At 62.9% G+C, this 21736-nt stretch carries 22 protein-coding genes; 9 read left to right on the top strand and 13 right to left on the bottom strand.

Translation table 11 applies throughout. The annotated features are described in order from the left end of the window. Nucleotides 1–2: 2 nt before the first annotated feature. The 3 genes from ACOKS3_RS00700 to ACOKS3_RS00690 form a co-directional block, all read right to left on the bottom strand. On the bottom strand, nucleotides 3–164 hold the full coding sequence (locus tag ACOKS3_RS00700; RefSeq protein WP_103448315.1) for a DUF1328 domain-containing protein: 162 nt from the start codon (nucleotides 162–164) through the stop codon (nucleotides 3–5). Nucleotides 165–206: 42 nt separating this feature from the next. Then, on the bottom strand, nucleotides 207–500 hold the full coding sequence (locus tag ACOKS3_RS00695) for a hypothetical protein (protein ID WP_422764312.1): 294 nt from the start codon (nucleotides 498–500) through the stop codon (nucleotides 207–209). 177 nt (nucleotides 501–677) lie between these two features. Then, nucleotides 678–1481 carry a BON domain-containing protein gene (locus ACOKS3_RS00690; RefSeq protein ID WP_422764334.1) on the bottom strand — a complete coding sequence of 268 codons (804 nt, stop codon included), beginning with the start codon at nucleotides 1479–1481 and terminating at the stop codon, nucleotides 678–680. Nucleotides 1482–1708: 227 nt separating this feature from the next. Between ACOKS3_RS00690 and algB the strand changes: the two genes are divergently transcribed. Together algB and ACOKS3_RS00680 are read left to right on the top strand one after the other, a co-directional pair. After that, nucleotides 1709–3055 (top strand): sigma-54-dependent response regulator transcription factor AlgB, encoded by a 1347-nt coding sequence (gene algB, locus ACOKS3_RS00685; RefSeq protein ID WP_103448318.1) that lies wholly within the window; start codon nucleotides 1709–1711, stop codon nucleotides 3053–3055. A gap of 8 nt (nucleotides 3056–3063) precedes the next feature. Then, nucleotides 3064–4830 carry a KinB sensor domain-containing domain gene (locus tag ACOKS3_RS00680; RefSeq protein WP_422764313.1) on the top strand — a complete coding sequence of 589 codons (1767 nt, stop codon included), beginning with the start codon at nucleotides 3064–3066 and terminating at the stop codon, nucleotides 4828–4830. A gap of 12 nt (nucleotides 4831–4842) precedes the next feature. On the opposite strand, the gene ACOKS3_RS00675 is transcribed toward ACOKS3_RS00680, so the two are convergent. From ACOKS3_RS00675 to ACOKS3_RS00640, 8 genes are all read right to left on the bottom strand, one after another. Further along, the gene (locus ACOKS3_RS00675; protein WP_159412628.1) at nucleotides 4843–6462 is read right to left on the bottom strand and encodes an EAL domain-containing protein; all 1620 of its coding nucleotides are present in this window, start codon (nucleotides 6460–6462) and stop codon (nucleotides 4843–4845) included. Nucleotides 6463–6544: 82 nt separating this feature from the next. Continuing rightward, nucleotides 6545–7336 carry an N-acetylmuramoyl-L-alanine amidase gene (locus tag ACOKS3_RS00670; protein ID WP_422764314.1) on the bottom strand — a complete coding sequence of 264 codons (792 nt, stop codon included), beginning with the start codon at nucleotides 7334–7336 and terminating at the stop codon, nucleotides 6545–6547. Between the two features lie 72 nt (nucleotides 7337–7408). Continuing rightward, nucleotides 7409–7804 carry a hypothetical protein gene (locus ACOKS3_RS00665; RefSeq protein ID WP_103448321.1) on the bottom strand — a complete coding sequence of 132 codons (396 nt, stop codon included), beginning with the start codon at nucleotides 7802–7804 and terminating at the stop codon, nucleotides 7409–7411. A 95-nt stretch (nucleotides 7805–7899) separates the two neighbouring features. Further along, nucleotides 7900–9837, bottom strand: a complete 1938-nt coding sequence (locus ACOKS3_RS00660; protein WP_422764315.1) for a GGDEF domain-containing protein — start codon at nucleotides 9835–9837, stop codon at nucleotides 7900–7902. Between the two features lie 98 nt (nucleotides 9838–9935). Next, complete coding sequence (locus ACOKS3_RS00655) at nucleotides 9936–10790, bottom strand: endonuclease/exonuclease/phosphatase family protein (protein WP_103448323.1); 855 nt, start codon at nucleotides 10788–10790, stop codon at nucleotides 9936–9938. A 12-nt stretch (nucleotides 10791–10802) separates the two neighbouring features. Beyond that, nucleotides 10803–11438 (bottom strand): thiol:disulfide interchange protein DsbA, encoded by a 636-nt coding sequence (gene dsbA, locus ACOKS3_RS00650; protein ID WP_027917191.1) that lies wholly within the window; start codon nucleotides 11436–11438, stop codon nucleotides 10803–10805. 153 nt (nucleotides 11439–11591) lie between these two features. Continuing rightward, nucleotides 11592–12209 carry a c-type cytochrome gene (locus tag ACOKS3_RS00645; protein ID WP_103448324.1) on the bottom strand — a complete coding sequence of 206 codons (618 nt, stop codon included), beginning with the start codon at nucleotides 12207–12209 and terminating at the stop codon, nucleotides 11592–11594. A 31-nt stretch (nucleotides 12210–12240) separates the two neighbouring features. After that, nucleotides 12241–12543, bottom strand: a complete 303-nt coding sequence (locus ACOKS3_RS00640; protein WP_027917189.1) for a c-type cytochrome — start codon at nucleotides 12541–12543, stop codon at nucleotides 12241–12243. A gap of 193 nt (nucleotides 12544–12736) precedes the next feature. Between ACOKS3_RS00640 and yihA the strand changes: the two genes are divergently transcribed. After that, on the top strand, nucleotides 12737–13369 hold the full coding sequence (yihA, locus tag ACOKS3_RS00635) for a ribosome biogenesis GTP-binding protein YihA/YsxC (RefSeq protein WP_103448325.1): 633 nt from the start codon (nucleotides 12737–12739) through the stop codon (nucleotides 13367–13369). Between the two features lie 331 nt (nucleotides 13370–13700). Here yihA and polA read toward each other — a convergent pair whose 3' ends face one another. Beyond that, entirely contained in the window at nucleotides 13701–16448 is a 2748-nt protein-coding gene (polA, locus tag ACOKS3_RS00630; RefSeq protein ID WP_103448326.1) for a DNA polymerase I, read from the bottom strand. A 74-nt stretch (nucleotides 16449–16522) separates the two neighbouring features. On the opposite strand from polA, the gene ACOKS3_RS00625 reads away from it, so the two are divergent. Both ACOKS3_RS00625 and ACOKS3_RS00620 read left to right on the top strand, forming a co-directional pair. Then, on the top strand, nucleotides 16523–16810 hold the full coding sequence (locus ACOKS3_RS00625; RefSeq protein WP_027917186.1) for a DUF2782 domain-containing protein: 288 nt from the start codon (nucleotides 16523–16525) through the stop codon (nucleotides 16808–16810). Nucleotides 16811–16881: 71 nt separating this feature from the next. Next, on the top strand, nucleotides 16882–17832 hold the full coding sequence (locus tag ACOKS3_RS00620) for a homoserine kinase (RefSeq protein ID WP_103448327.1): 951 nt from the start codon (nucleotides 16882–16884) through the stop codon (nucleotides 17830–17832). A gap of 49 nt (nucleotides 17833–17881) precedes the next feature. Here the strand turns inward: ACOKS3_RS00620 and ACOKS3_RS00615 are convergent, their stop codons facing one another. Continuing rightward, the gene (locus ACOKS3_RS00615) at nucleotides 17882–18838 is read right to left on the bottom strand and encodes a zinc ABC transporter substrate-binding protein (RefSeq protein WP_103448328.1); all 957 of its coding nucleotides are present in this window, start codon (nucleotides 18836–18838) and stop codon (nucleotides 17882–17884) included. 18 nt (nucleotides 18839–18856) lie between these two features. Here ACOKS3_RS00615 and zur point away from each other — a divergent pair, with 18 nt between their 5' ends. From zur to ACOKS3_RS00595, 4 genes are all read left to right on the top strand, one after another. Next, a complete protein-coding gene (gene zur / locus ACOKS3_RS00610) occupies nucleotides 18857–19342 on the top strand; it encodes a zinc uptake transcriptional repressor Zur (RefSeq protein ID WP_422764316.1) in 486 nt (161 codons plus the stop codon). Then, nucleotides 19339–20112: a zinc ABC transporter ATP-binding protein ZnuC gene (znuC, locus tag ACOKS3_RS00605; RefSeq protein ID WP_060483860.1), complete on the top strand. Its 774-nt coding sequence runs from the start codon at nucleotides 19339–19341 to the stop codon at nucleotides 20110–20112. The genes zur and znuC overlap by 4 nt, the downstream gene beginning before the upstream one ends. Next, the gene (gene znuB / locus ACOKS3_RS00600) at nucleotides 20105–20887 is read left to right on the top strand and encodes a zinc ABC transporter permease subunit ZnuB (RefSeq protein ID WP_103448330.1); all 783 of its coding nucleotides are present in this window, start codon (nucleotides 20105–20107) and stop codon (nucleotides 20885–20887) included. The genes znuC and znuB overlap by 8 nt, the downstream gene beginning before the upstream one ends. A gap of 127 nt (nucleotides 20888–21014) precedes the next feature. Continuing rightward, a complete protein-coding gene (locus ACOKS3_RS00595; RefSeq protein WP_422764317.1) occupies nucleotides 21015–21722 on the top strand; it encodes a PA5502 family lipoprotein in 708 nt (235 codons plus the stop codon). The last annotated feature ends 14 nt before the right edge of the window (nucleotides 21723–21736 follow it).

Below are 21736 nucleotides of genomic sequence, written 5' to 3'. Positions count from 1 at the left end.
TTTCAACCTCGACCACGTCCAAAGAAGAAGGAAGCTACGAACAGGACCAGGAAGACAATGAACAGGATCTTCGCGATACCCGTAGCGGCGCCAGCGATACCACCGAAGCCGAGCACAGCGGCAACAATGGCGATGATGAGGAAAGTGACAGCCCAGCTAAGCATGATGCTTCTCCTTTCTTTTTTGAAATCGGTCAGGCCAGCGTCTCAGAACACCCAGCGCTGCTGGGGCGCGACGTTAACCACAGTGGCCGGAGAGTTATTGGCGGCAGGCCGCTGCCCTACAGGCTCGGCGGCTTTTACCAAAGTGTTGGCGCGGCTTGCCTGAATCTGCGTCAGCAGCGCGGTTTGCGCTGCCACCTGATCGGCCAGGCGCGCGGTCTGCCAGCTGTAATAGAAGAGGCCAGCGGCCAAGGTCAGCAGCAACGCCATGCCAAGGATCAAGAACTGGCGCACAGGCAGTGCGGCATTCAGCGAGCGGTTGACGGATTGGCGGTTCATGCCGGCTTCTCCTGCTGTAATTTTTCTGTTCAAACCTGAACAAGTATTTGCAGCCTGCATGCCAGCCCGGCAATTCAAATAAAATGCTTATAAATCAATCACTTAACCGTATTGCACAATGCCGTTGAGGACGTATCCTGCACGATGCCCCTGCTGGGGTCGTGCGAATTGCACGATTCAACCCTCGACCTTGATCGCCACTTTCAGCAGATCGGCGTCGACGCCCCGCACCCCGGTGATCTGGCTGGCGATATCCACTGCGATGGTCTTCTGCTCGCTGCTGACCACCTCACCGGTCAGCCGGACCATGCCTTGTTCGCTGGCCACCTTGATGTTCAGGCCGTCCAGATTGCGGCTGAAGCGCAAGCTGGTCTGAATCTTGTCGACCACCCAGCCGTCGCTCGGCTGCGGCCCGCTCGAAGCGTCAACGGGGGTTTCCCTTGCCTTCGCCATGGCTGCGGAGTCCATGCTGACGAGGTTGTTGACCAGGTGCACGCCGTCGGTGGTGCGCGCCACCACGCCCGCCAGCTCCTTGGCCTCGGCACTGTCGACTTTTCCACGCAATGTCACTACGCCGTTTTCGCTTTGCACCTCGATAGGTGATTTCTGCGTGGCCTTGCTCCACAGCAATCGGGCGCGGATCACCGCCGCCAAGGTCGCATCCTCCAACCGCTGGGCGTAGGCACGCAGCTCCAGCGGGTGCTCGACCAGTTCGGCGTTGACCCGCAACTGGTTATCGACCTGCTCGATACCCCGTGTGGCCAGGGCCACCTGCTCGGCCAGCTCACGCTCGACGCCGTTCTCGACTTCACCGGAAAGGCGAGCCCGCTGGCCATCGACCTGGACCTTGATGCGGAACGGGTTGAGCATCTGGTTGAGGGCCAACGCGGTTTGGAGCGAGCCCTCCAGGCGAGCGTCCTGAAAAGGGTCGGCTGACGCAGGCGTGCAAACGGACAGTAGGGTGACCGCCAACACGACCATTCGGATGGTAGGGGACACAGGAGTACCTCCTTTAAATGGCAAAAGCAGAAAATCGTCGCAACCAATGTGCCAGCGCGCAGCTCTAAGAAAATCATCGAGATATCCGGCATTACGGTACGGCTTGGCCATTAGCTAGCATGCAAAGGACAGATTCCTTCACAATTGACCGTGCAACTTGCCCGATTTTTCCCACACTAATTGAAGAACTATCCGAAGGAGCGCAGGAAATGGAATCAGCCCAGGACAACCAAGGCCGCATTCTGCTGGTGGATGACGAGTCCGCGATCCTGCGCACCTTCCGCTACTGCCTTGAAGACGAAGGCTACAGCGTGGCTACGGCCAACAGTGCTGCGCAGGCCGAGGCCTTGCTGCAGCGCCAAGTGTTCGACCTGTGCTTCCTCGACCTGCGCCTGGGCGAGGACAACGGTCTCGATGTGCTGGCGCAGATGCGTATTCAGGCACCCTGGATGCGCGTGGTGATCGTCACCGCCCATTCGGCGATCGACACTGCCGTCGATGCCATCCAGGCCGGTGCCGCCGATTACCTGGTCAAACCCTGCAGCCCCGACCAGCTTCGCCTGGCCACCGCCAAGCAGTTGGAAGTCCGTCAGCTCTCTGCGCGTCTTGAGGCCCTTGAAGGCGAAGTGCGCAAACCCAAGGACGGCCTCGACTCGCACAGCCCGGCGATGATGGCCGTGCTGGAAACCGCCCGCCAGGTGGCCACCACCGATGCCAACATCCTCATTCTCGGCGAGTCGGGTACCGGCAAGGGCGAGCTGGCCCGCGCCATCCACGGCTGGAGCAAGCGGGCCCGCAAGGCCTGCGTGACCATCAACTGCCCGTCGCTGAACGCCGAACTGATGGAGAGTGAATTGTTCGGCCATACCCGCGGGGCATTCACCGGCGCCAGCGAAAGCACCTTGGGTCGCGTCAACCAGGCGGACGGCGGCACGCTGTTCCTCGATGAAATCGGCGATTTCCCCCTGACCTTGCAGCCCAAGCTGCTGCGCTTCATCCAGGACAAGGAATACGAGCGGGTAGGCGACCCGGTCACCCGACGAGCCGACGTGCGCATTCTCGCCGCGACCAACCTCAACCTTGACGACATGGTGCGCGAGAACCGCTTTCGCGAAGACCTGCTGTACCGCCTGAATGTCATCACCCTGCACCTGCCGCCGCTGCGCGAGCGCAGCGAGGACATCCTGACCCTGGCAGACCGCTTCCTGGCCCGCTTCGTCAAGGAATACTCACGCCCGGCCCGTGGCTTCAGCGAAGAGGCGCGCAGCGCGCTGCTCAACTACCGCTGGCCGGGCAACATCCGCGAGCTGCGCAACGTGATTGAACGCGCCAGCATCATCTGCCCCCAGGAGCGCGTGGAAATCAGCCACCTGGGAATGGGCGAACAACCGGCAGGCAATGCGCCTCGGGTAGGCGCAGCCTTGAGCCTGGATGAGCTGGAACGCGCGCACATCGGCGCCGTGCTGGCTACCAGCGACACTCTCGATCAGGCTGCCAAGACCCTCGGTATCGACGCCTCCACGCTCTACCGCAAGCGCAAGCAGTACAACCTGTGAGGCTGCCGATGAAGCTGCGCACGCGGCTGTTCCTCAGTATCTCGGCCCTGGTGACCGTGGCCCTGCTGGGCTTGTTGCTGGGGTTGGTGAGCGTGCTGCAGATGGCCACGGTGCAGCAGCAGTCAGTGCGCGAAACCACCAGCGCGCTGGAAGTGGGCCTGAAGCTGCGGCAGAACCTCGGCGAACAACTGACCCTGCTACTGGACGAAAACACCGCTCGGGACAACCTGCGCCCCCTGCAGGACAATTTCCAGGAGCTGCTCAACCAGGGGCTGGCGCAAGGCGGTGAGCGCACCGGCTTCAGCAAGGCCAGCAGCAACTACCAGGCCTTCATCCAGGCTTACCGCGACAGCCCGGCGCCAGCCCGCAGCATGGGCGTTGAACAACCACTGGGCGCAGCATTCAACCAGGTGCGTACCGACCTGATCGACTCGCACAAACAAGCCCTCGACTTCATGACCCGCAGCGAAGAGCACACCCGTGACCGCGCCCTGCTGGTCAGCGGGATACTCAGCCTGGTGGGGCTGGTGGTGCTGGTGCTTGGTTTCGTCACTGCGCACAACATCGCCCGCCGCTTCGGCCAGCCGATCGAAGCCCTGGCCAAGGCCGCCGACCAGCTCGGCAAGGGTGATTTCGACATCACCTTGCCGGTCACCCAGGCCATCGAGCTGAACCAGCTGACCCGCCGCTTCGGGCTGATGGCCGACGCCCTGCGCAAGCACCAGGCAACCAATGTCGATGAACTGCTGGCTGGCCAGCAGCGTCTGCAGGCTGTGCTCGACAGCATTGACGATGGTTTGCTGATCATCGACCGCCAAGGGCAGCTGGAGCACCTCAACCCGGTCGCCCAGCGGCAGCTGGGCTGGAGCGACAGCCGGGTCGGCAGTGGCCTGGCCGAGGCCCTGCAGCGCCCGGAGCTGGAGCAACAGCTGCGCCAGGTACTGCGCGGTGGCAGCCTGGATCGGCCACCGGCAGACCTGAGCATCGAGGTTGATGAAGAATCTCGCCTGCTGACCTACAGCCTGACCCCCGTCAGTCACCCGCAAGGGCCGATTCTGGGCGCGGTAATGGTCTTGCACGATGTCACCGAGCAACGCGCCTTCGAACGTGTGCGCAGTGAGTTCGTGCTGCGTGCTTCCCATGAATTACGCACACCGGTCACAGGCATGCACATGGCATTCGGCCTGCTACGCGAGCGCTTGAAATTCCCGCCCGAGGCTCGCGAAAGCGATCTGCTGGAGACCATCGGCGAAGAAATGCAGCGCCTGACCCAACTGATCAACGACCTGCTCAACTTCTCGCGCTACCAGAGCGGCCTGCAGAAGCTCGAGCTTGCCCCATGCGCCATCGACGAACTGCTCGACAGGGCGCAGACGCGCTTCAGCGAACTGGCCGCCAACAAGCAGATCGAGCTGATCAAGGCCCTGGAACCACCACTGCCGCGTATCCAGGCCGACGTGGCGCAACTCGACCGGGTGCTGGACAACCTGCTGCACAACGCCATCCGCCATACCGCCAGTGGCGGGCGGATCCGCCTGCATGCGCGGCGGCACGCGGAGCGGGTGATCATCAGTGTCGAGGACAATGGTGAAGGCATTGCCTACGGGCAGCAGGGGCGGATCTTCGAACCGTTCGTACAGGTGGGGCGCAAGAAAGGCGGCGCCGGGTTGGGGCTGGCACTGTGCAAGGAGATCGTGCAGTTGCATGGCGGGCGCATGGGCGTGTTTTCCCGGCCAGGACAGGGCACGCAGTTCTACATGGCCCTGCCAGTCTGACTTTATCCGTGCTCAAGGCTCATCATCGATCCGCGCCCGCCGTGGTTGCCGGCCGCGGGTCACCAGCTCGGCGAACTGCCGGGCATTGAGCGGATGGGCAAACAACCAGCCCTGCCCGTAATTCACCCCCTCGCTGTTGAGCAGCACCGCCTGCGCCTCGCATTCGATGCCCTCGGCAATCACCCGCAGGTGCAGGTCATGGGCCATGCGAATGATATGCGGCGCCACACCGCTGCTGGCGGCGTCGTGGCCCAGGGCATCGATGAACGCTTTGTCGATCTTCAGGCAGTCCACCGGCAAGGTCTGCAGGTAGGCCAGGCTGCAATAGCCCGTGCCGAAGTCGTCGATCAGCACTTGATGCCCGACCGCACGCAGGGCTTGCAGATTATCCCGCGCCACCACCACGTCGATCAGCCCGCGCTCGGTGACTTCAAAGGCAATCTGGCTGGCAGCGACGCGGTGCAGTGCCAGCAGTCGCGCTGCCACCCGGCCAATGCGCGGCACCATCACATCGCAGGCCGCCAGGTTCACCGAGATGTAAAGATTGCGATGTGAGCGCAGCAGCTGACCCAGTTGCTCAAGCACGCGTTGCAGCACGAAATCGGTGATCTGGCGGATCTGCCCGGTGTTTTCCGCCAGTGGAATGAACAGATCCGGGCTGGTCAGCGAACCGTCCGGGCGGCGCCAGCGCACCAGGGCCTCGGCACCAACGCAGCGACGGCTGTCGAGCTCGATGATCGGTTGATACAGCACCTGCAGCTCGCCCCGGCGCAAGGCATTCTGCAGTTCCGAACTCATCGAACGCCGCTGCAGGATCAGCTGCAGCACCAGCCAGCCGATGCAGCAGGCCGCCAGCACACTGCCCGGGAACAGCAGCCAGAGCATGCCGTTCATGCGTAAAGGCAGGCTGGCCCGCGGTGCAATCAGCACCAGTTGGTAGTCCGGCGACTTGGTCGGCATGCGATAGACCAGCCGATCGCGCAGTTCGAACAAAGCCTTTTGGCTGGGCGGTGGCCAGCCACTGGTCGGCGGCCAGGCCTGGGGCGGGCCCAGCACAGGGATTGCACGGGTGCCATTATCCAGCACCACCAACAAGCTGCCACCCGGTGGCAGATCGACCACATCAGTCAGGTGCCCACGTGAGGTGGAAACCAGGAAGTTGCCCCGCGCCAGCATCAAGGCAGCAAGGTTTTCGTTGGGTTCAGTGGTGGTATTGAGCCAGTAGCTATAGGTCGGGCCCTGGATATCCGGCGCGCGCGTTGGCACGAAAGCCCTGGCCCCACCCCGGTTGGAGCAGGCGACATTGGCATCCACATAAGCTGCTTCATAAATGAAGCGCGAACCCAGGCCGACCTGCTGCAACACCGAGATCATCGCCGGGCTGCAGCCGCGCAGCGACTGCGCCTGCAGTTCGTCGACGCCCTCGCGCAACTGGCCGAACACCTGCTCAAGGCGGTCGAGAAAGCGCTCGCCCTGGGCGTTCATCTGCGCGCTCTCGCTTTCCTTCATCTGCTGCAGCGCAATACCGATGCTGGCGGTCAGCAATACTGCGGCGCTGGCCAACGCTGCCAGGGAGGCCAGCATCCAGGGGCGGTAAAAAAATTGGCGCAATGCAGAAATCAGGGCAGACATGGGCAGCATCCAGTTGATTAACAAGGTATAGCAACTGGAATGAGAATCGGCTTTGCCGTTTGGCGCCCGAATGCAACTCTCTTTAACGCATGCGGTTGAGCACCGATAACATGGCTGCGGTCTGCGCGTCCGGCATGCCGTCGAAACGCTGCGGACGGAAGTGCATCTGGAAAGCGGCGATGACGTTGCGCGTGGCGACATCGAGCTGCCCGGTCTGCTCGATGGCATAGCCAAAGCGCGCCAGTTCCTGCTGGTACCAACCGATGGTCGGTGGGTTGACGTTGAAATAGGCCTGCTGGCGCGCTACGGCATTGGCTTCGGGCCAGACGCCGAGGCCTGCATCCGCCAGACGCTTCCAGGGGAACAACGGGCCAGGGTCGAGCTTGCGTGCGGGGGCGATGTCGCTGTGCCCGATGATGTGCCGCGGCTCGATGTTGTTGCGCTTGACGATGTCCTTGAGCAAAGCGATCAACGACTGGATCTGCGCATCGCTGTAGGGGTACCAGACGCGGCCGTTGGCCGTATCGTCGAACCCTGGGTTGACGATCTCGATGCCGATGGAGCTGGAGTTCAGCCAGGTCCGCCCCTGCCACTGGCTGTCACCGGCATGCCAGGCGCGACGGTTCTCGTCGACCAGCTGGTAGACCGTGCCCGGGCCGTCGCCAATCAGATAGTGGGCGCTGACCTCGCCATGGGTCAGCAATGCCAGCGAACGCTCCAGCGAAGCATTGGTGTAATGCAGGACGACGAATTGGATACGGTTGTCCTGATTGGCGGAAGGGTGGCTGCGGTCGATGCGCAGGCCGGTAGAGCATCCGGCAAGAATTAGGAGCAGAAGCCCGGCAAAAAGCGTTTTCATGGCAGAGGAGCACATCGTTAGGGTCATTGACGACAGTGCTACAGTATAACGTGCTCCTCCGGTTTGCGTGCTTCCGCCGGCGAAATGTCAGAGGCTGCACATCACCAGGAACTCCAGCGAGTTGTCAGCGCTCGCCCCCTGCTTGTCGACCAGCTGGGTCATCACATCGACCTTCTCGGCCAGAGGCTTGCCAATCACCTTCGCTTGCCCATGCAATTGCCGCTCATAAGTGCTGGCATCGATTGGCGAAACACTGCAAAAGCCGGGGTCCTTTTGCACGATTCGCGTGTTCAGCTTCAGCTTGTACAGGCTGAAGTAATTATCCTGTGGCAGGTGATCGACTTCGGTTATCCACTGCGGCCACTGCCTGAGCACCTTGCCATCTGCCGACACATGGGCCGTTAACAGGTCATCATTGGCGAAGGCGGCACCCTGGAAAGCCGCGCCCAAGGCGAGCATCACGAGACCATTTCTCATCTTCATCTTTCTACTCCGGTCTGATCGACTTTGCCGGCCTGAAAATCAGGTAGGCGGGGTCTCATTGTCAGAATCAGGCAGGGATTGGATGGGGTATCTATTTACGCCGACAGTACGCGATTGCGGCCTTGGTCCTTCGCGCGGTACAACGCAGCATCGGCGCGCTTGAGCACCTGATCGCCACGTTCGCCGGAGCGGAAGGCGCTCAAGCCGATGGATGTGGTGATGACCACGCGTTCACCCTTGAAATGGAACGGGCAGGCCTCGATCGCCGCGCGTAGCGCTTCGGCGACTTGGGCAGCGGTTGCAGGAGACGTCTGCGGCAGCAGCAGCACGAACTCTTCGCCGCCGAACCGGGCGATGAAATCACGTGCGCGCAGGCGCTTGCGCAGCTGGTCGGCAACGATCTTCAGCACCTTGTCGCCGGCCAGGTGACCATAGCTGTCATTGATGCGCTTGAAATGGTCCAGGTCGAGGATGGCCATGGCCAGGTGACCGCCGCTTTCTTGCCAGTCGAGCATTTCGCGCTCCACCTGCTCGGTCCAGGCCGCGCGATTGGGCAAGCCCGTCAGCGGGTCGATCAACGCCTTCTGCCGCTGTTCCTCCAAGTGTTCACGATAGCCAAGCGCTTCCTGCTCCATGCTGGCGACCCGTTCGGCCAGGCCCTGCAGACGCCCGGCAAGCTCCTGCTCGCGGCGGTCACGCTCATGCTGGTGCTCGTCCATGGTGCCAAGCAGTGTTTCCAGGCGGTTTTCCAGGATGTGCTTGAGGCTGTCCACATCCACTGCACCCTGCACGCTGCTTTGCAGGCCATCGACCTGTTCACGCAACTGGCTGTCCAGCTCGCGCGCGGCGGAACTGTTGTCGGCATGGCCAGCGCTGGCTTCGTGCAGGTGGCTCTGGAAGCTGTCGAGGCGTTCGTTGAGCTGCTGCAGGTAAGTTTCGAATTCGTGCTGCCCGCTGTCGGTGATCGCCAGCATGAGCACGGCCAGGTCGTCGAGGACCGGGATCAGTTCGTACCAATTCAGCCCGCGTGCCACCCGCTCACGCATTGCCAGGGCCTGGGCCTTGTGGCGTTCCGGCAGACTGAGGTCGTCCAGCAGGCCGATCAGGGTCTGTTCGATGTGCGCTGCGACCTGGCTGTAGGGCGGTTCCACCGCATCGGGAAGCGAGTAGGGGCCATCCTCACCGAATACTTCTTCGAGTGTCGCTGGCATCGGGACTGCCGGCTGCTCAGGCTGTTCCTGCAGGTCGGGAGCTTCGTCTGCCTGCGGCTCAGCTTCAGACTTGACCACTACCGGTTGTTCAACGGTATGTGGCTCTGCAATCAACTCCGGTTGCGCAGCTTCCTCAGGCTCCGGGGCCGGTGCGGCGGCAGCCAGAGGTTTCAGCTCGTCCACATCAAGCGGCGGCAAGTCCACCAGTACAGGCCCATCCGGCTGCGGCTGGGCTTCGGCCGGCGCAATTTCAGGCGTAGGTTGCTCAGACTCAGCGGCCTCTGGCTGGGGCTCGTTGTCGCGGTTACCGAACAGGCGCTGCAGAAAGCCTGGCCGGGCCTCGTCATCCGGCTTGCTCAGGGATGAAAGGGCTCGACCTTGCAGGCCACTGAGTTCACCCAGCAGCGGCGGCAACTCACGTGACTGGGCGACCCCACCATCGAGCTTCTTAGCCAGCTTTTTCAGTGGCCGGGCAACTTCACCGGGCAGCGGCAAGCCTTGCAGCTGGGTAACCAGTGCGTTCAGGGCATCACTGACCTGGTTCATGCGGGTTTCCCGGCGCTGCTCGGAGTCCAGCACCGCCTTTTCCAGGCGCGGGATCAACCCGGCCAGGCCGGCGTCCATGTTGTCGCTGCGGATGACCTCGCGCATTTCCTTCATGTACTGGTCGACGACCTTGTCGCTGCCTTCGGCCGCCAAGGTGCTACGCACCAGGCCACGGCGCAGCAGGTCAAGGCGCGCGTTCCAGCGGCGTTCGAGCTTTTCCTGCTGTTCGATGCTTTTAAGGTATTTTTCTTTCCAGCGCTCGGCTTCTTCGGTCATGCCTGGATCCGCGACGGGTAATGCATCTGTGGGCTGTGTAATTACACGCTGTCGGCGCGCACCTCGAACACTTGAGGGCTTGCCGCGGTTTAGCTGATCTAGCTCAAGACCGGCAGCGTATCCACAGTCAGTGCATCAGGCAATCGGATCTCCACCGCAACGGGAAGATGGTCGGAGATCGGCTGCGCCAGCACCTCGACCCGCTCCAGGGTCAGGCTTGGGCTGAGCAGGATGTGGTCCAGGCAGCGCTGCGGGCGCCAGCTGGGGAAGGTGGCTTCGACCTGAGGTGCGATCAGGCCCAGATCGCGCAGGGGAGAATGCTCGAGCAGGTCGGTGGCATGGGTATTCATGTCGCCCATGAGAACCTGATGGCGGTAGCCGCCAATCAGCTCACGGATGTAGCCCAGTTGCAGGGCGCGAGTCTTGGCGCCCAGGGCCAGGTGCATCATGACCACGATCAGCGCATCCTCACCCTCACCAAAACGCACCAGAATCGCACCACGGCCGGCCGGGCCGGGCAGCGGGTGATCTTCGAGGAGTTGCGGCTTCAGACGGCTGAGCACGCCATTGCTGTGCTGGGCAAAACGCCCGAGGTTGCGGTTGAGTTGCTGGTACCAGTATGGGAAGGAGCCCAGCTGCGCCAGGTGCTCCACCTGGTTGATGTAGCCTGAGCGCAGACTGCCGCCATCGGCTTCCTGCAGGGCCACCAGGTCGAAGTCGTTGAGCAACTGACCGATTTTCTGCAGGTTGCCGGCCCGCCCGGTGTGCGGCAGCAGGTGCTGCCAGCTGCGGGTCAGGTAGTGCCGGTAGCGCTCAGTGCTGATACCGACCTGGATGTTGAAGCTGAGCAGCCGCAGACGACCATCCTCTGGCAGGCCAGGGGCCTGCAGGTGATGCTCGTTGACCTGCGGCTGGTGCAGGCCAATGCCACGCGCGGGTCTGGAGCGGCGCATGGGGTACGCCGCTTACTTAGCGGCGCGCTCCTTGGCGATCAATTGGTCGGCAACGTTCAGCACGCCTTCCGGCCCGCCAGCGGTGCCCAGGTCGAAGCGGTACTTGCCGTTGACCACCATGCTCGGTACGCCGGTAATCTCGTACTTCTTCGCCAGTTCCTTGGCCTGGTTGACCTGGCCCTTGATGGCGAACGAGTTGAAGGTGGCGAGGAACTTGTCCTTGTCGACGCCTTGGGTGGCGAGGAAGTCGGCCATGTCCTTCGGGTCGGTCAGGCGCTTGCGCTGGTTCTGGATGGCGTCGAAGACCGCGGCATGAACTTTTTGCTCCACGCCCATGGCTTCAAGGGTCAGGAACATCTGGCCGTGGGCGTCCCATGGGCCGCCGAACATGGCCGGTACGCGCTTGAAGTTGACGTCCTTGGGCAGCTTGTCTACCCATGGGTTGATGGTCGGCTCGAAGTGGTAGCAGTGAGGGCAGCCATACCAGAACAGCTCGACCACTTCGATCTTGCCTGGCTGGGATACCGGAACAGGGTTGCTCAGCTCGATGTATTCCTTGCCGGCAGTGGCAGGCTCTGCGGCCTGGACGGCAGTCATACCGAAGACGCTGGCAGCGACCAGCGCGGCGCTGAGAATCAGTTTACGCATGCTTTACTCCTGAGCATTCATTGGTCGCCTCGACGCGACCTGTGCTGTGACCGGTGGCGAAGGGCCCGAGTTCTGTAGTGTAACGGCTGCGGACAGAAAAAAGGGCGGTCTGCGCCGCCCTTTCATCTTTAGCGTTACAGCATTAACCGAATGTTAATGCAGGCCCTGGATGTAGCTGGCCAGCGCTTCGATCTCATGGTTGCTCAGCTTGCCGGCAATCGTGCGCATGGTCATCGCATCGCCGTCGTTGGTGCGGTTGCCTTCGCGGAAGTCGGTGAGCTGCTTGGTCACGTACTGTGAATGCTGGCCGCCCAGGTGCGGGAAGCCGGCGAGGGCGATACCCGCGCCATTGGGCGAGTGGCAACCGGTACAGGCAGGCATGCCTTTCTCAAGATTGCCGCCATTGAACAGCGCGCGGCCGCGCTCGACCAGCTTGGGATCGGCGGCACCAACGCTGCCTTTCTGGCTGGAGAACCAGGCGGCGATATCGGCCAGGTCCTGGTCACTGAAGTTGGCCAGCATGCCGGTCATCTCCAGCACGGTGCGCTTGCCCGACTTGATGTCGTGCAGTTGCTTTTCCAGATAGCGCTGGCCCTGGCCGGCCAGTTTCGGGAAGTTCGGCGCCAGGCTGTTGCCGTCCGGGTTGTGGCAGGCACCACACACGGCAGTCTTGGCCTGGCCAGCGGCGGCATCGCCTTTGATGGGTTGCGCAGCAGTGGCCGCACTTGCGACACCCAGGGTCAACAGCAGACTCACGACTAGTTTGTTCATCAGCTAATCCAACACGGCTAAGGGTGAAATGTTATGTATCGGGACTGCCGCTCATCCAAAGGATGACCAAACGGTAGTCCTCGGCACTGCAGTCCATGCACAATCCACGCGGCGGCATAGCCTTGAAACCCTGGGTAACATGCACCACCAGTTGCTCCATGCCTTGCGCCAGCCTTGGCTCCCAAGCTGCCGGGTCACCCTTCTTGGGAGCCTGTGGCAACTGCCCGGCGTGACAGGCCGCACACGTGCGGTTGTACAACGCCTCGGGATCCTGTGTAGCCTGTGCGCTGAAAAACGGCAGGAACATACCGACAGCTAGCAGCCATTTCGCCATGCGAAACGACCTGACAGGGTTGGGGGACGCGCTGCGTTCTGATGCGCGAGCTATTGTTCGACACCCCATGCACATTCCCCTTCGCTGGGAGAATGAGCACACAAAAACTGGGGCATTATATACTTCCGCCATCCAAACGGAAACGACACCGCTTGCCGGCCTAGGCTTTGGCAACACCCACATCGGATATCCCATGCAAGTCAATAACCCCATCCTCGGCCTCTGCCAGAGAGCCAAATTCGCCCTCAGCGCTGCCAAGGTCGAACAATGCCCGGACGACCAGGGTTACGAGGTGGCTTTTGCCGGCCGTTCCAACGCCGGCAAATCCAGCGCCCTCAATACCCTGACTCATGCCAGCCTGGCGCGTACCTCGAAAACCCCAGGGCGCACCCAGCTGTTGAATTTCTTCAGTCTGGACGATGAACGGCGTTTGGTCGACCTGCCGGGCTACGGATATGCAAAAGTCCCGATTCCGCTCAAGCAACACTGGCAGAAGCACCTGGAGGCCTATCTGGGAAGCCGTGATTGCCTGAAAGGCATCATTTTGATGATGGATGTGCGTCACCCGATGACCGACTTCGACAAGATGATGCTCGACTGGGCCAAGGCCAGCGGCATGCCGATGCACATCCTGCTGACCAAGGCCGACAAGCTGACCCACGGCGCGGGCAAGAACACCTTGCTCAAGGTGCAGTCGGAGATTCGCAAGGGGTGGGGTGACGCGGCGACCATCCAGCTGTTCTCGGCACCCAAGCGCCTGGGCCTGGAAGAGGCCTACCGGGTGCTGGCGGACTGGATGGAGCTGGAAGACAAGCCAGTAGCCTGACCTGTATCGGTCCTTGTGGGTGCCCACAGGGACCGGGACTCAAATTCCGGGCAAAAAAAACCCCGGACTTCGTATGGGGAGGGGGAAGTTCGGGGTTCAAGTCTGGACCGCTAGGGCGGGGTCCAGGTATCTGCCAACACTTAACACAACATAGGAGCATCGAAAGGCTTCACCAGCCATTCAGTTACTCTGAGTTCCACTTCACCGGTTTAGTTCCGGAGCCCTCAAAACTATTTGCGATAGTTTCATGAAACTCCCGAACCAATGGCATCGAGCCATGCCAGGATCCGCGTCACTACGCCGCAGATCCTACACATCTTTCCCAGCTCAATCAGTGAGCTTCGTCCCAATTCGAACCAACACCTGCTTCGACCACCAGCGGAACATCCAGTTGCGCGGCGTTGCTCATGTGCGTGCGGATTTCATCTTTCACCTGGTCGACCAGGTCTTCACGTACTTCCAGCACCAGTTCGTCGTGCACCTGCAGGATCACCCGTGCATCCAGGCCGCTCTCGCTCAGCCAGTTGTCAACGTTGACCATGGCGCGCTTGATGATGTCGGCGGCGGTGCCTTGCATCGGCGCGTTGATCGCCGTGCGCTCGGCGCCTTTGCGCAGGGCCGGGTTCTTGGCGTTGATATCCGGCAGGTACAGGCGGCGGCCGAACAGGGTTTCAACGAAGCCTTGCTCAGCTGCCTGGGCGCGGGTGCGCTCCATGTAGGCCAGCACGCCTGGGTAGCGCGCGAAGTAGCGGTCGATGTAATCCTGCGACTGCTTGCGGTCGACGCCAATCTGCTTGGCCAGGCCGAACGCACTCATGCCGTAGATCAGGCCGAAGTTGATGGCCTTGGCGCTGCGGCGCTGGTCGGTGGTGACGTCTTCCAGCGCCACGCTGAACACCTCCGCCGCCGTCGCGCGGTGCACGTCCAGGTCGTTGCGGAAGGCATGCAGCAGGCCTTCGTCCTTGGCCAGGTGGGCCATGATGCGCAGTTCGATCTGCGAATAGTCCGCCGCCAGCAGCTTGTAGCCGGGGCTGGCGACGAAGGCCTGGCGAATGCGCCGACCTTCGGCGGTGCGGATCGGGATGTTCTGCAGGTTCGGGTCGCTGGACGACAGGCGCCCGGTGGCGGCCACGGCCTGCTGGTAGGACGTGTGGATACGCCCGGTGCGCGGGTTGATCTGCCCGGGTAGCTTGTCGGTGTAGGTGCTCTTGAGCTTGCTCAGGCTGCGGTACTGCATCAGCACCTCGGGCAGCGGGTAGCCCTGCTCGGCCAGTTCGTCGAGCACCGCTTCGGCGGTGGAGGGCTGGCCCTTGGCGGTCTTGCTGAGTACCGGCATGCCCAGTTTGTCATAGAGAATCGCCCCCAGCTGCTTGGGCGAACCGAGGTTGAACTCCTCGCCGGCCAGCGCGTAGGCACGCTGCTCCAGTTCGGCCATCTTCACGCCCAGCTCGCCGCTTTGCACCTGCAGCAACGCGGCATCGACCAGCGCACCCTGACGTTCGATCTTGGCCAGCACCGGCACCAGCGGCATCTCGATGTCCATCAGTACTGGCTGCACGCTCGGCGTCTGTGCCAGGCGCGCCTGCAGCGCGTGGTGCAGGCGCAGAGTGATGTCGGCGTCCTCGGCGGCGTAAGGGCCTGCCTTGTCCAGGTTGATCTGGTTGAAAGTCAGCTGCTTGGCACCCTTGCCAGCGATGTCCTCGAAGGCGATGGTGGTGTGGTCGAGGTACTTCAGCGCCAGGCTGTCCATATCATGACGGGTGGCGGTGGAATTGAGCACGTACGACTCGAGCATGGTGTCGTAGGCCACGCCGCGCATCTCGATGGCTGGCGAGTTGTTGGCGAGGATGTTGATGTCGTACTTGGCGTTCTGCCCGACCTTGGCCTTGGCCGAGTCTTCCAGCAGCGGCTTCAGCGCCAGCAGCACGGCCTCGCGGTCCAGCTGGGCCGGGGCGCCTTCGTAGTCATGTGCCAGGGGTACATAGGCCGCTTCATGGGGCTCGACGGCGAACGACAGGCCCACCAGCTGAGCCTGTTGGGCATCCAGGCTGGTGGTCTCGGTGTCGAAGGCAAACAGCGGCGCCTGGCGCAGCTTCTCCAACCAGGCGTCGAAGCGGGCCTGGTCGAGGATGGTTTCGTACTTGGGCTCGACGTTGGCGACCGGCGCTTCGACCACAGGGGCGACATCGCCGGCCCTGGCCGCATCGCGCTGCACATCGGCGACCCAGCTCTTGAATTCCATTTCGGTGTACAGCGCCAGCAGCGCCTCGCGGTCAGGCTCGCCGCAAACCAGCGCCTCGACCTCGACATCCAGCGGCACGTCGCACTTGATGGTGGCCAGTTCGTATGACAGGAACGCCGAGTCGCGGTGCTCTTCGAGCTTGGCCGGCAGGGTCTTGGCCCCGCGGATGGCCAGGGTCGGGACCTTGTCCAGGTTGGCGTACAGGTCGCTGAGGCCACCGCCGATTCCGGTCAGCAGGCCAACAGCGGTTTTCTCGCCGACGCCGGGCACGCCCGGGATGTTGTCGACCTTGTCACCCATCAGGGCGAGGAAGTCGATGATGTGCTCCGGGCCGACACCGAACTTCTCGTGCACGCCAGCCACGTCCAGCACACTGCCGGTCATGGTGTTGACCAGGGTCACGTGGCCGTCCACCAGCTGCGCCATGTCCTTGTCGCCAGTCGAGATGATCACCGGGCGGCCCTGGGTGGCACTGCTACGGGCGAGGGTGCCGATCACGTCATCGGCTTCCACGCCTTCGACGCACAGCAATGGGTAGCCCAAGGCCCGGACACTGGCGTGCAACGGCTCGACCTGCACGCGCAGGTCATCAGGCATGCTCGGGCGGTTGGCCTTGTACTCGGCGAACATGGCATCGCGGAAGGTCCCGCCCTTGGCGTCGAAGACCACGGCGAACAGGCTGTCAGGGTATTGCTTGCGCAGGCTCTTGAGCATGTTCAGCACCCCCTTGACCGCGCCGGTCGGCATGCCCTTGGACGTGGTCAGCGGCGGCAGCGCATGGAAGGCGCGGTAGAGGTAGGAGGAACCGTCCACCAGGACGAGGGGCGCTTGGCTCATGAGCAGAATCAACCTTTTCGGCGGGTCCGGAGCTAGAATAGCCGGATCAATGACGACAAAGGGACTAGGTTATCATGCGTACACTCAATCGCCTGTTACTGCTCGGCCTGTTGGCAACCATGCCGGTCGTCACCCTGGCGGCGGAAGACGCCCCCTCGGCCGATCCCGAGGTGACCATTCGCACGGAAGGCGATAAAACCATCCAGGAATACCGGCAGAACGGCTTCCTGTATGCGATCAAGATCACGCCGAAAAACGGCAAGCCGTATTTCCTGGTCCGCGCCGATGGCACCGATGCCAATTTCATTCGTTCCGATCAACCGGACATGCTGATCCCGTCCTGGAAGATCTTCGAGTGGTAATCTGACGCGCGCACCGTTCACATCAACCCGGCACTTCCCGGCGGAAGTGCCCGTATGGGCATTTTTTCATCATGTCAGTCTTCACCCCCGTGACCCGGCCTGAGCTGGAAACCTTTCTGGCGCCGTACGAGCTGGGCCGTCTGCTCGACTTTCAGGGCATTGCCGCCGGTACCGAAAACAGCAACTTCTTCGTCAGCCTCGAACAGGGTGAGTTCGTCCTGACGCTGGTCGAGCGCGGCCCGGTCGAGGACATGCCGTTCTTCATCGACCTGCTCGACGTGCTGCACGATGCCGACATGCCGGTGCCCTACGCCCTGCGCGACCGTGACGGCAATGCCCTGCGCGAACTGTGCGGCAAGCCGGCCTTGCTGCAGCCGCGGCTGTCGGGCAAGCACATCAAGGCGCCAAACCCCCAGCACTGCGCCCAGGTGGGTGAGTTGCTGGCGCACATTCACCTGGCCACCCGCGAACGCATCATCGAGCGCCGTACCGACCGTGGCCTGGACTGGATGCTGGCATCGGGTGCCGAACTGCTGCCGCGCCTGAGCCCCGAGCAGGCTGCGCTGCTGCAACCGGCGCTGGACGAAATCACCGCGCACAAGGCGCAGATCCTGGCCTTGCCGCGTGCCAACCTGCATGCCGACCTGTTCCGCGACAACGTGATGTTCGAAGGCACCCACCTGACCGGCGTCATCGACTTCTACAATGCCTGTTCCGGACCAATGCTGTATGACATCGCCATCACCGTGAACGACTGGTGCCTGGATGACCACGGCGCGATCGATGTTCCGCGTGCTCAGGCACTGCTGGGGGCCTATGCGGCGCTGCGGCCGTTCACCGCTGCCGAAGCCGAGCTGTGGCCGGAGATGTTGCGGGTAGGCTGCGTGCGCTTCTGGCTGTCGCGCCTGATTGCCGCAGAATCATTTGCCGGGATGGATGTGATGATCCATGACCCGAGCGAGTTCGAGGTGCGTCTGGCGCAGCGCCAGCAGGTGGCCTTGCACCTGCCGTTCGCCCTCTAGACCGCATCTGCTTCTTCGCGGGCTTGCCCGCGAAGAAGCCGGTACAGGCTTACAACTGCTCCAGGCAGCCGGCAAGGTCACCACCAAGCTTTTCAAGCAGGCGCTCATAGCCCTTGGCATCCACTGGGTCGGTACCACCCAGGGCATCCAGCTCCGCCAACCGCACCGGCAGCCCGGCCGTCAGTGTCTCGGCCAGGCGCGGGCGCAGCGGTGGCTCGCTGAACACACAGGTCTTGCCCACTTCCTGCAAGCGCTTGCGCATCGCAGCCACATGCTGCGCGCCCGGCTGCACCTCGGACGCCACACTGAACACGCCTGTGTGCTCCAGGCCATAGGCCGACTCGAAGTAGTCGAACGCCTCATGGAACACGAAGTAGGGCTTGCCGGCGATCCCAGCCACCCGCGCCTTGATCCGCGCATCCATGCCATCCAGGCGCTCGGTAAAGGCTTTCAGGTTGCTCTGGTAGCGCGCCGCATTGGCGGGGTCCGCCGCCGCCAGGTCAGCCGCCATCTTCGCCGCGATCACCCGGGCGTTGACCGACGACAGCCACAGGTGCGCATCCAGGCTGCCTGGGCGGTGATCATGGTCATGGTCGTCCTGGTCCGCCTCCTCATGGGAATGGCTGTCCTCACCAAAGTGGCGCAGCTTCATGCCTGAAAGCGACTGCACGGCCACTGTCGGCTTGCTGCGGCTGCCCAGCACCCGCGGCAGGAAGTTCTCCATGTCCGGGCCGATCCAGTACAGCAGGTCGGCGTCGCCGACCTTGCGCACGTCGGACGGGCGCAGGGCGTAGTGGTGCGGCGAAGCGCCCGGCGGCAGCAGCACGTCCGGCTTGCCCACGCCATCCTGCACGGCGGCGGCAATCTGCTGCAGGGGTTTGATGCTGGTCAGCACGCGCACGTCGGCCTGCGCCGAACAGGCGATGAAAGCGACAAAAAGCACAAGGAATCGGGACACGATGAATACTCGACTCGTCAGAAACAGGTAACATAATAACGTCTCCATCCAGAACCGTCGCTGCCCATGTCCATCACGCCGCTGGCTCACCGTCCCCACGATCATTCCCATTGCGTGCACAGCGCCTTGTCCGAAGCAGATGCCTTGTGCGCGCGCCAGGGCCTGCGCCTGACTGCACTGCGCCGACGTGTGCTGGAGTTGGTGTGGCAGAGCCACAAGCCGCTGGGCGCCTACGACATTCTCGCCGTGCTCAGCGAGCAGGACGGCCGCCGTGCCGCGCCCCCCACGGTGTACCGCGCCCTGGACTTCCTGCTGGAAAACGGCCTGGTACACCGCATCGCCTCGCTCAACGCCTTCATCGGCTGCAGCCACCCGGAGCACGCGCACCAAGGCCAGTTCCTGATCTGCCGCGAGTGCCACGTTGCCATCGAGCTGGAGCAGGACAGCATCAGCGACGCCATCATCAACAGCGCCAAGGGCGTGGGCTTCAGCGTCGAAACCCAGACAGTGGAAATCGTCGGCCTGTGCGCCAACTGCCGGAGCGCAGCATGAGCGACGCCCTGATCCGCCTCGAGCAGGTCGGCGTCAGCTTTGGTGGCGAAGCGGTGCTCGACAGCATCGACCTGTCGGTGGCGCCCGGCCAGATCGTTACCCTGATCGGCCCCAACGGTGCCGGCAAGACCACCCTGGTGCGCGCCGTGCTCGGGCTGCTCAAGCCGCACCGCGGCAAGGTCTGGCGCAAACCGAAGCTGCGCATCGGCTACATGCCGCAAAAAATCCAGGTGGACGCCACGCTGCCGCTGTCGGTGCTGCGTTTCTTGCGCCTGGTGCCCGGGGTAGACCGCGCGGCTGCCTTGTCGGCACTGCAGGAAGTGGGCGCCGAACAGGTCATCGACAGCCCGATCCAGACCATTTCCGGCGGTGAGATGCAGCGCGTACTGCTGGCCCGGGCACTGCTGCGCGAGCCTCAGCTGCTGGTGCTCGACGAGCCGGTTCAAGGTGTCGACGTGGTCGGCCAGACCGAGCTGTACAACCTGATCACTCGCCTGCGCGACCGCCACGGCTGCGGCGTGCTGATGGTCTCCCACGACCTGCACCTGGTGATGAGCGCCACCGACCAGGTGGTCTGCCTGAACCGCCACGTGTGCTGCTCGGGCCACCCTGAGCAAGTCAGCAACGACCCGGCCTTTGTCGAGCTGTTTGGCCAAAACGCTCCGAGCCTGGCCGTCTACCACCACCACCACGACCACAGCCACGACCTGCACGGCTCGGTCGTCGCCCCTGGCGCCCATGTTCACGGAGAGCACTGCAAGCATGGCTGATTTTCTTCTTTACGCCTTGCTTGCGGGACTTTCCCTGGCAGTGGTAGCGGGCCCGCTCGGCTCGTTCGTGGTGTGGCGGCGCATGGCGTACTTCGGCGACACCCTGTCCCACGCCGCGCTGCTGGGCGTTGCCCTGGGCTTCGTGCTGGATGTCAGCCCGGCCTTGGCGGTAACCGTGGGCTGCCTGCTGCTGGCTATCCTGCTGGTAACCTTGCAGCAACGCCAGCCGCTGGCCTCCGATACCCTGCTCGGCATCCTGGCCCCCAGCACCCTCTCGCTGGGCCTGGTGGTACTGAGCTTCATGCATGACGTGCGCATCGACCTGATGGCCTACCTGTTCGGCGACCTGCTGGCCATCAGCACCACCGACCTGGCGTGGATCCTGGGCGGCAGTGCGCTGGTCCTACTGCTGCTCGCCGCCCTGTGGCGACCGTTGCTGGCCATCACCGTGCACGAAGAACTGGCCATGGTCGAAGGCCTGCCGGTAGCAGGCCTGCGCATGGCGCTGATGCTGCTGATTGCCGTGGTCATTGCCGTGGCCATGAAGATCGTCGGCGTGCTGCTGATCACCTCACTGCTGATCATTCCCGCCGCTGCGGCACAGCGCCACGCCCGCTCGCCAGAGCAGATGGCACTGGGCGCCAGCCTGCTCGGCATTACCGCCGTATGCGGCGGCCTGGCCATGTCCTGGTTCAAGGACACCCCGGCCGGGCCATCGATCGTGGTCTGCGCGGCAGTGCTATTCTTGCTGAGCCTGGCCCTGCCAAAACGCTGAAAACCGGGGTGCACAGAGTTGCACCCTGCAACCTTTTCACCGGTAAAGGGTCTGTAAGACTTATTTTCGAGCGTGCGCACCTGGGTGTAGACTTGCTCGCTTTTTGCGCAAATAGAGAGTCGCAGGAATGAAGCCGTTCGCATCCCGTTATCTGCTTGTTGCCGCGTTTTCCCTGTTTCTGGCTGCGTGTTCCAGCGCGCCGGTCGAGCAGGCCAATGCACCTGCCCAAGCTGATGCCTGGCAGCAGCTGCAACAGAGTATCGCCAGCAACGAGCTGGCCACCGCCGAAGACCAGCTGGCTGCCCTGCAGGCGCAGTCACCGGATGACGCACGCCTGGAGCAAAACCAGCGCCAGCTGGCCGAGGCCTACCTGAAACGCAGCCAGATCGTATTGCAGAAGGGCGACGTCAATGCCGCCGCCACCGCGCTGGCCAGGGCCCGGGCGCTGATGCCGCAAGCACCGGCCGTAACCGGCGGTGACGCCGTGACCCAGGCGCGCAAGGCCGAGCTGGAGAAGGCCGAAGCTGCCTTGAAGGCGGCTGAGGCCAAGCCGCAGGCGCGGGTAATCGATCCGACGGCGCCGAGCACGGTGATTGCGCTGAAGACCACCGACATCCGGGCGATGCGCCGCCAGCTCGATGAGATTGCCAAGGACGTGGTCAATTACCAGTGTGACGTGGTGTTCCAGGTGCCGCGTACTCAGGATGCACCTTGGCTGAAGACCCTGCTGGAGAAGCGCGTGCACAAGCTCGACAGTGGATTCCAGCTGAATCAGAAGCATGAGATTCAGCGGTCGATGCCGGTGCAGGTGGTCCTCGTCCCTCATCAGCGCTGAGAAGCCGGGGGCTG

It is taken from the genome of Pseudomonas sp. HS6-2, from assembly GCF_049325675.2.
Taxonomy (GTDB): domain Bacteria; phylum Pseudomonadota; class Gammaproteobacteria; order Pseudomonadales; family Pseudomonadaceae; genus Aquipseudomonas; species Aquipseudomonas putida_N.
The sequence above is the reverse complement of the archived record's forward strand: the minus strand, read 5'-3'. Positions and strand labels throughout refer to the sequence as shown.

Bases quoted from the DNA above. Each gene is read 5' to 3' on its own strand.
- ACOKS3_RS00700 (WP_103448315.1), bottom strand. From the start codon at position 164: ATGCTTAGCTGGGCTGTCACTTTCCTCATCATCGCCATTGTTGCCGCT.
- ACOKS3_RS00695 (WP_422764312.1), bottom strand. From the start codon at position 500: ATGAACCGCCAATCCGTCAACCGCTCGCTGAATGCCGCACTGCCTGTG.
- ACOKS3_RS00690 (WP_422764334.1), bottom strand. From the start codon at position 1,481: ATGGTCGTGTTGGCGGTCACCCTACTGTCCGTTTGCACGCCTGCGTCA.
- algB (WP_103448318.1), top strand. From the start codon at position 1,709: ATGGAATCAGCCCAGGACAACCAAGGCCGCATTCTGCTGGTGGATGAC.
- ACOKS3_RS00680 (WP_422764313.1), top strand. From the start codon at position 3,064: ATGAAGCTGCGCACGCGGCTGTTCCTCAGTATCTCGGCCCTGGTGACC.
- ACOKS3_RS00675 (WP_159412628.1), bottom strand. From the start codon at position 6,462: ATGTCTGCCCTGATTTCTGCATTGCGCCAATTTTTTTACCGCCCCTGG.
- ACOKS3_RS00670 (WP_422764314.1), bottom strand. From the start codon at position 7,336: ATGTGCTCCTCTGCCATGAAAACGCTTTTTGCCGGGCTTCTGCTCCTA.
- ACOKS3_RS00665 (WP_103448321.1), bottom strand. From the start codon at position 7,804: ATGAAGATGAGAAATGGTCTCGTGATGCTCGCCTTGGGCGCGGCTTTC.
- ACOKS3_RS00660 (WP_422764315.1), bottom strand. From the start codon at position 9,837: ATGACCGAAGAAGCCGAGCGCTGGAAAGAAAAATACCTTAAAAGCATC.
- ACOKS3_RS00655 (WP_103448323.1), bottom strand. From the start codon at position 10,790: ATGCGCCGCTCCAGACCCGCGCGTGGCATTGGCCTGCACCAGCCGCAG.
- dsbA (WP_027917191.1), bottom strand. From the start codon at position 11,438: ATGCGTAAACTGATTCTCAGCGCCGCGCTGGTCGCTGCCAGCGTCTTC.
- ACOKS3_RS00645 (WP_103448324.1), bottom strand. From the start codon at position 12,209: ATGAACAAACTAGTCGTGAGTCTGCTGTTGACCCTGGGTGTCGCAAGT.
- ACOKS3_RS00640 (WP_027917189.1), bottom strand. From the start codon at position 12,543: ATGGCGAAATGGCTGCTAGCTGTCGGTATGTTCCTGCCGTTTTTCAGC.
- yihA (WP_103448325.1), top strand. From the start codon at position 12,737: ATGCAAGTCAATAACCCCATCCTCGGCCTCTGCCAGAGAGCCAAATTC.
- polA (WP_103448326.1), bottom strand. From the start codon at position 16,448: ATGAGCCAAGCGCCCCTCGTCCTGGTGGACGGTTCCTCCTACCTCTAC.
- ACOKS3_RS00625 (WP_027917186.1), top strand. From the start codon at position 16,523: ATGCGTACACTCAATCGCCTGTTACTGCTCGGCCTGTTGGCAACCATG.
- ACOKS3_RS00620 (WP_103448327.1), top strand. From the start codon at position 16,882: ATGTCAGTCTTCACCCCCGTGACCCGGCCTGAGCTGGAAACCTTTCTG.
- ACOKS3_RS00615 (WP_103448328.1), bottom strand. From the start codon at position 18,838: ATGGAGACGTTATTATGTTACCTGTTTCTGACGAGTCGAGTATTCATC.
- zur (WP_422764316.1), top strand. From the start codon at position 18,857: ATGTCCATCACGCCGCTGGCTCACCGTCCCCACGATCATTCCCATTGC.
- znuC (WP_060483860.1), top strand. From the start codon at position 19,339: ATGAGCGACGCCCTGATCCGCCTCGAGCAGGTCGGCGTCAGCTTTGGT.
- znuB (WP_103448330.1), top strand. From the start codon at position 20,105: ATGGCTGATTTTCTTCTTTACGCCTTGCTTGCGGGACTTTCCCTGGCA.
- ACOKS3_RS00595 (WP_422764317.1), top strand. From the start codon at position 21,015: ATGAAGCCGTTCGCATCCCGTTATCTGCTTGTTGCCGCGTTTTCCCTG.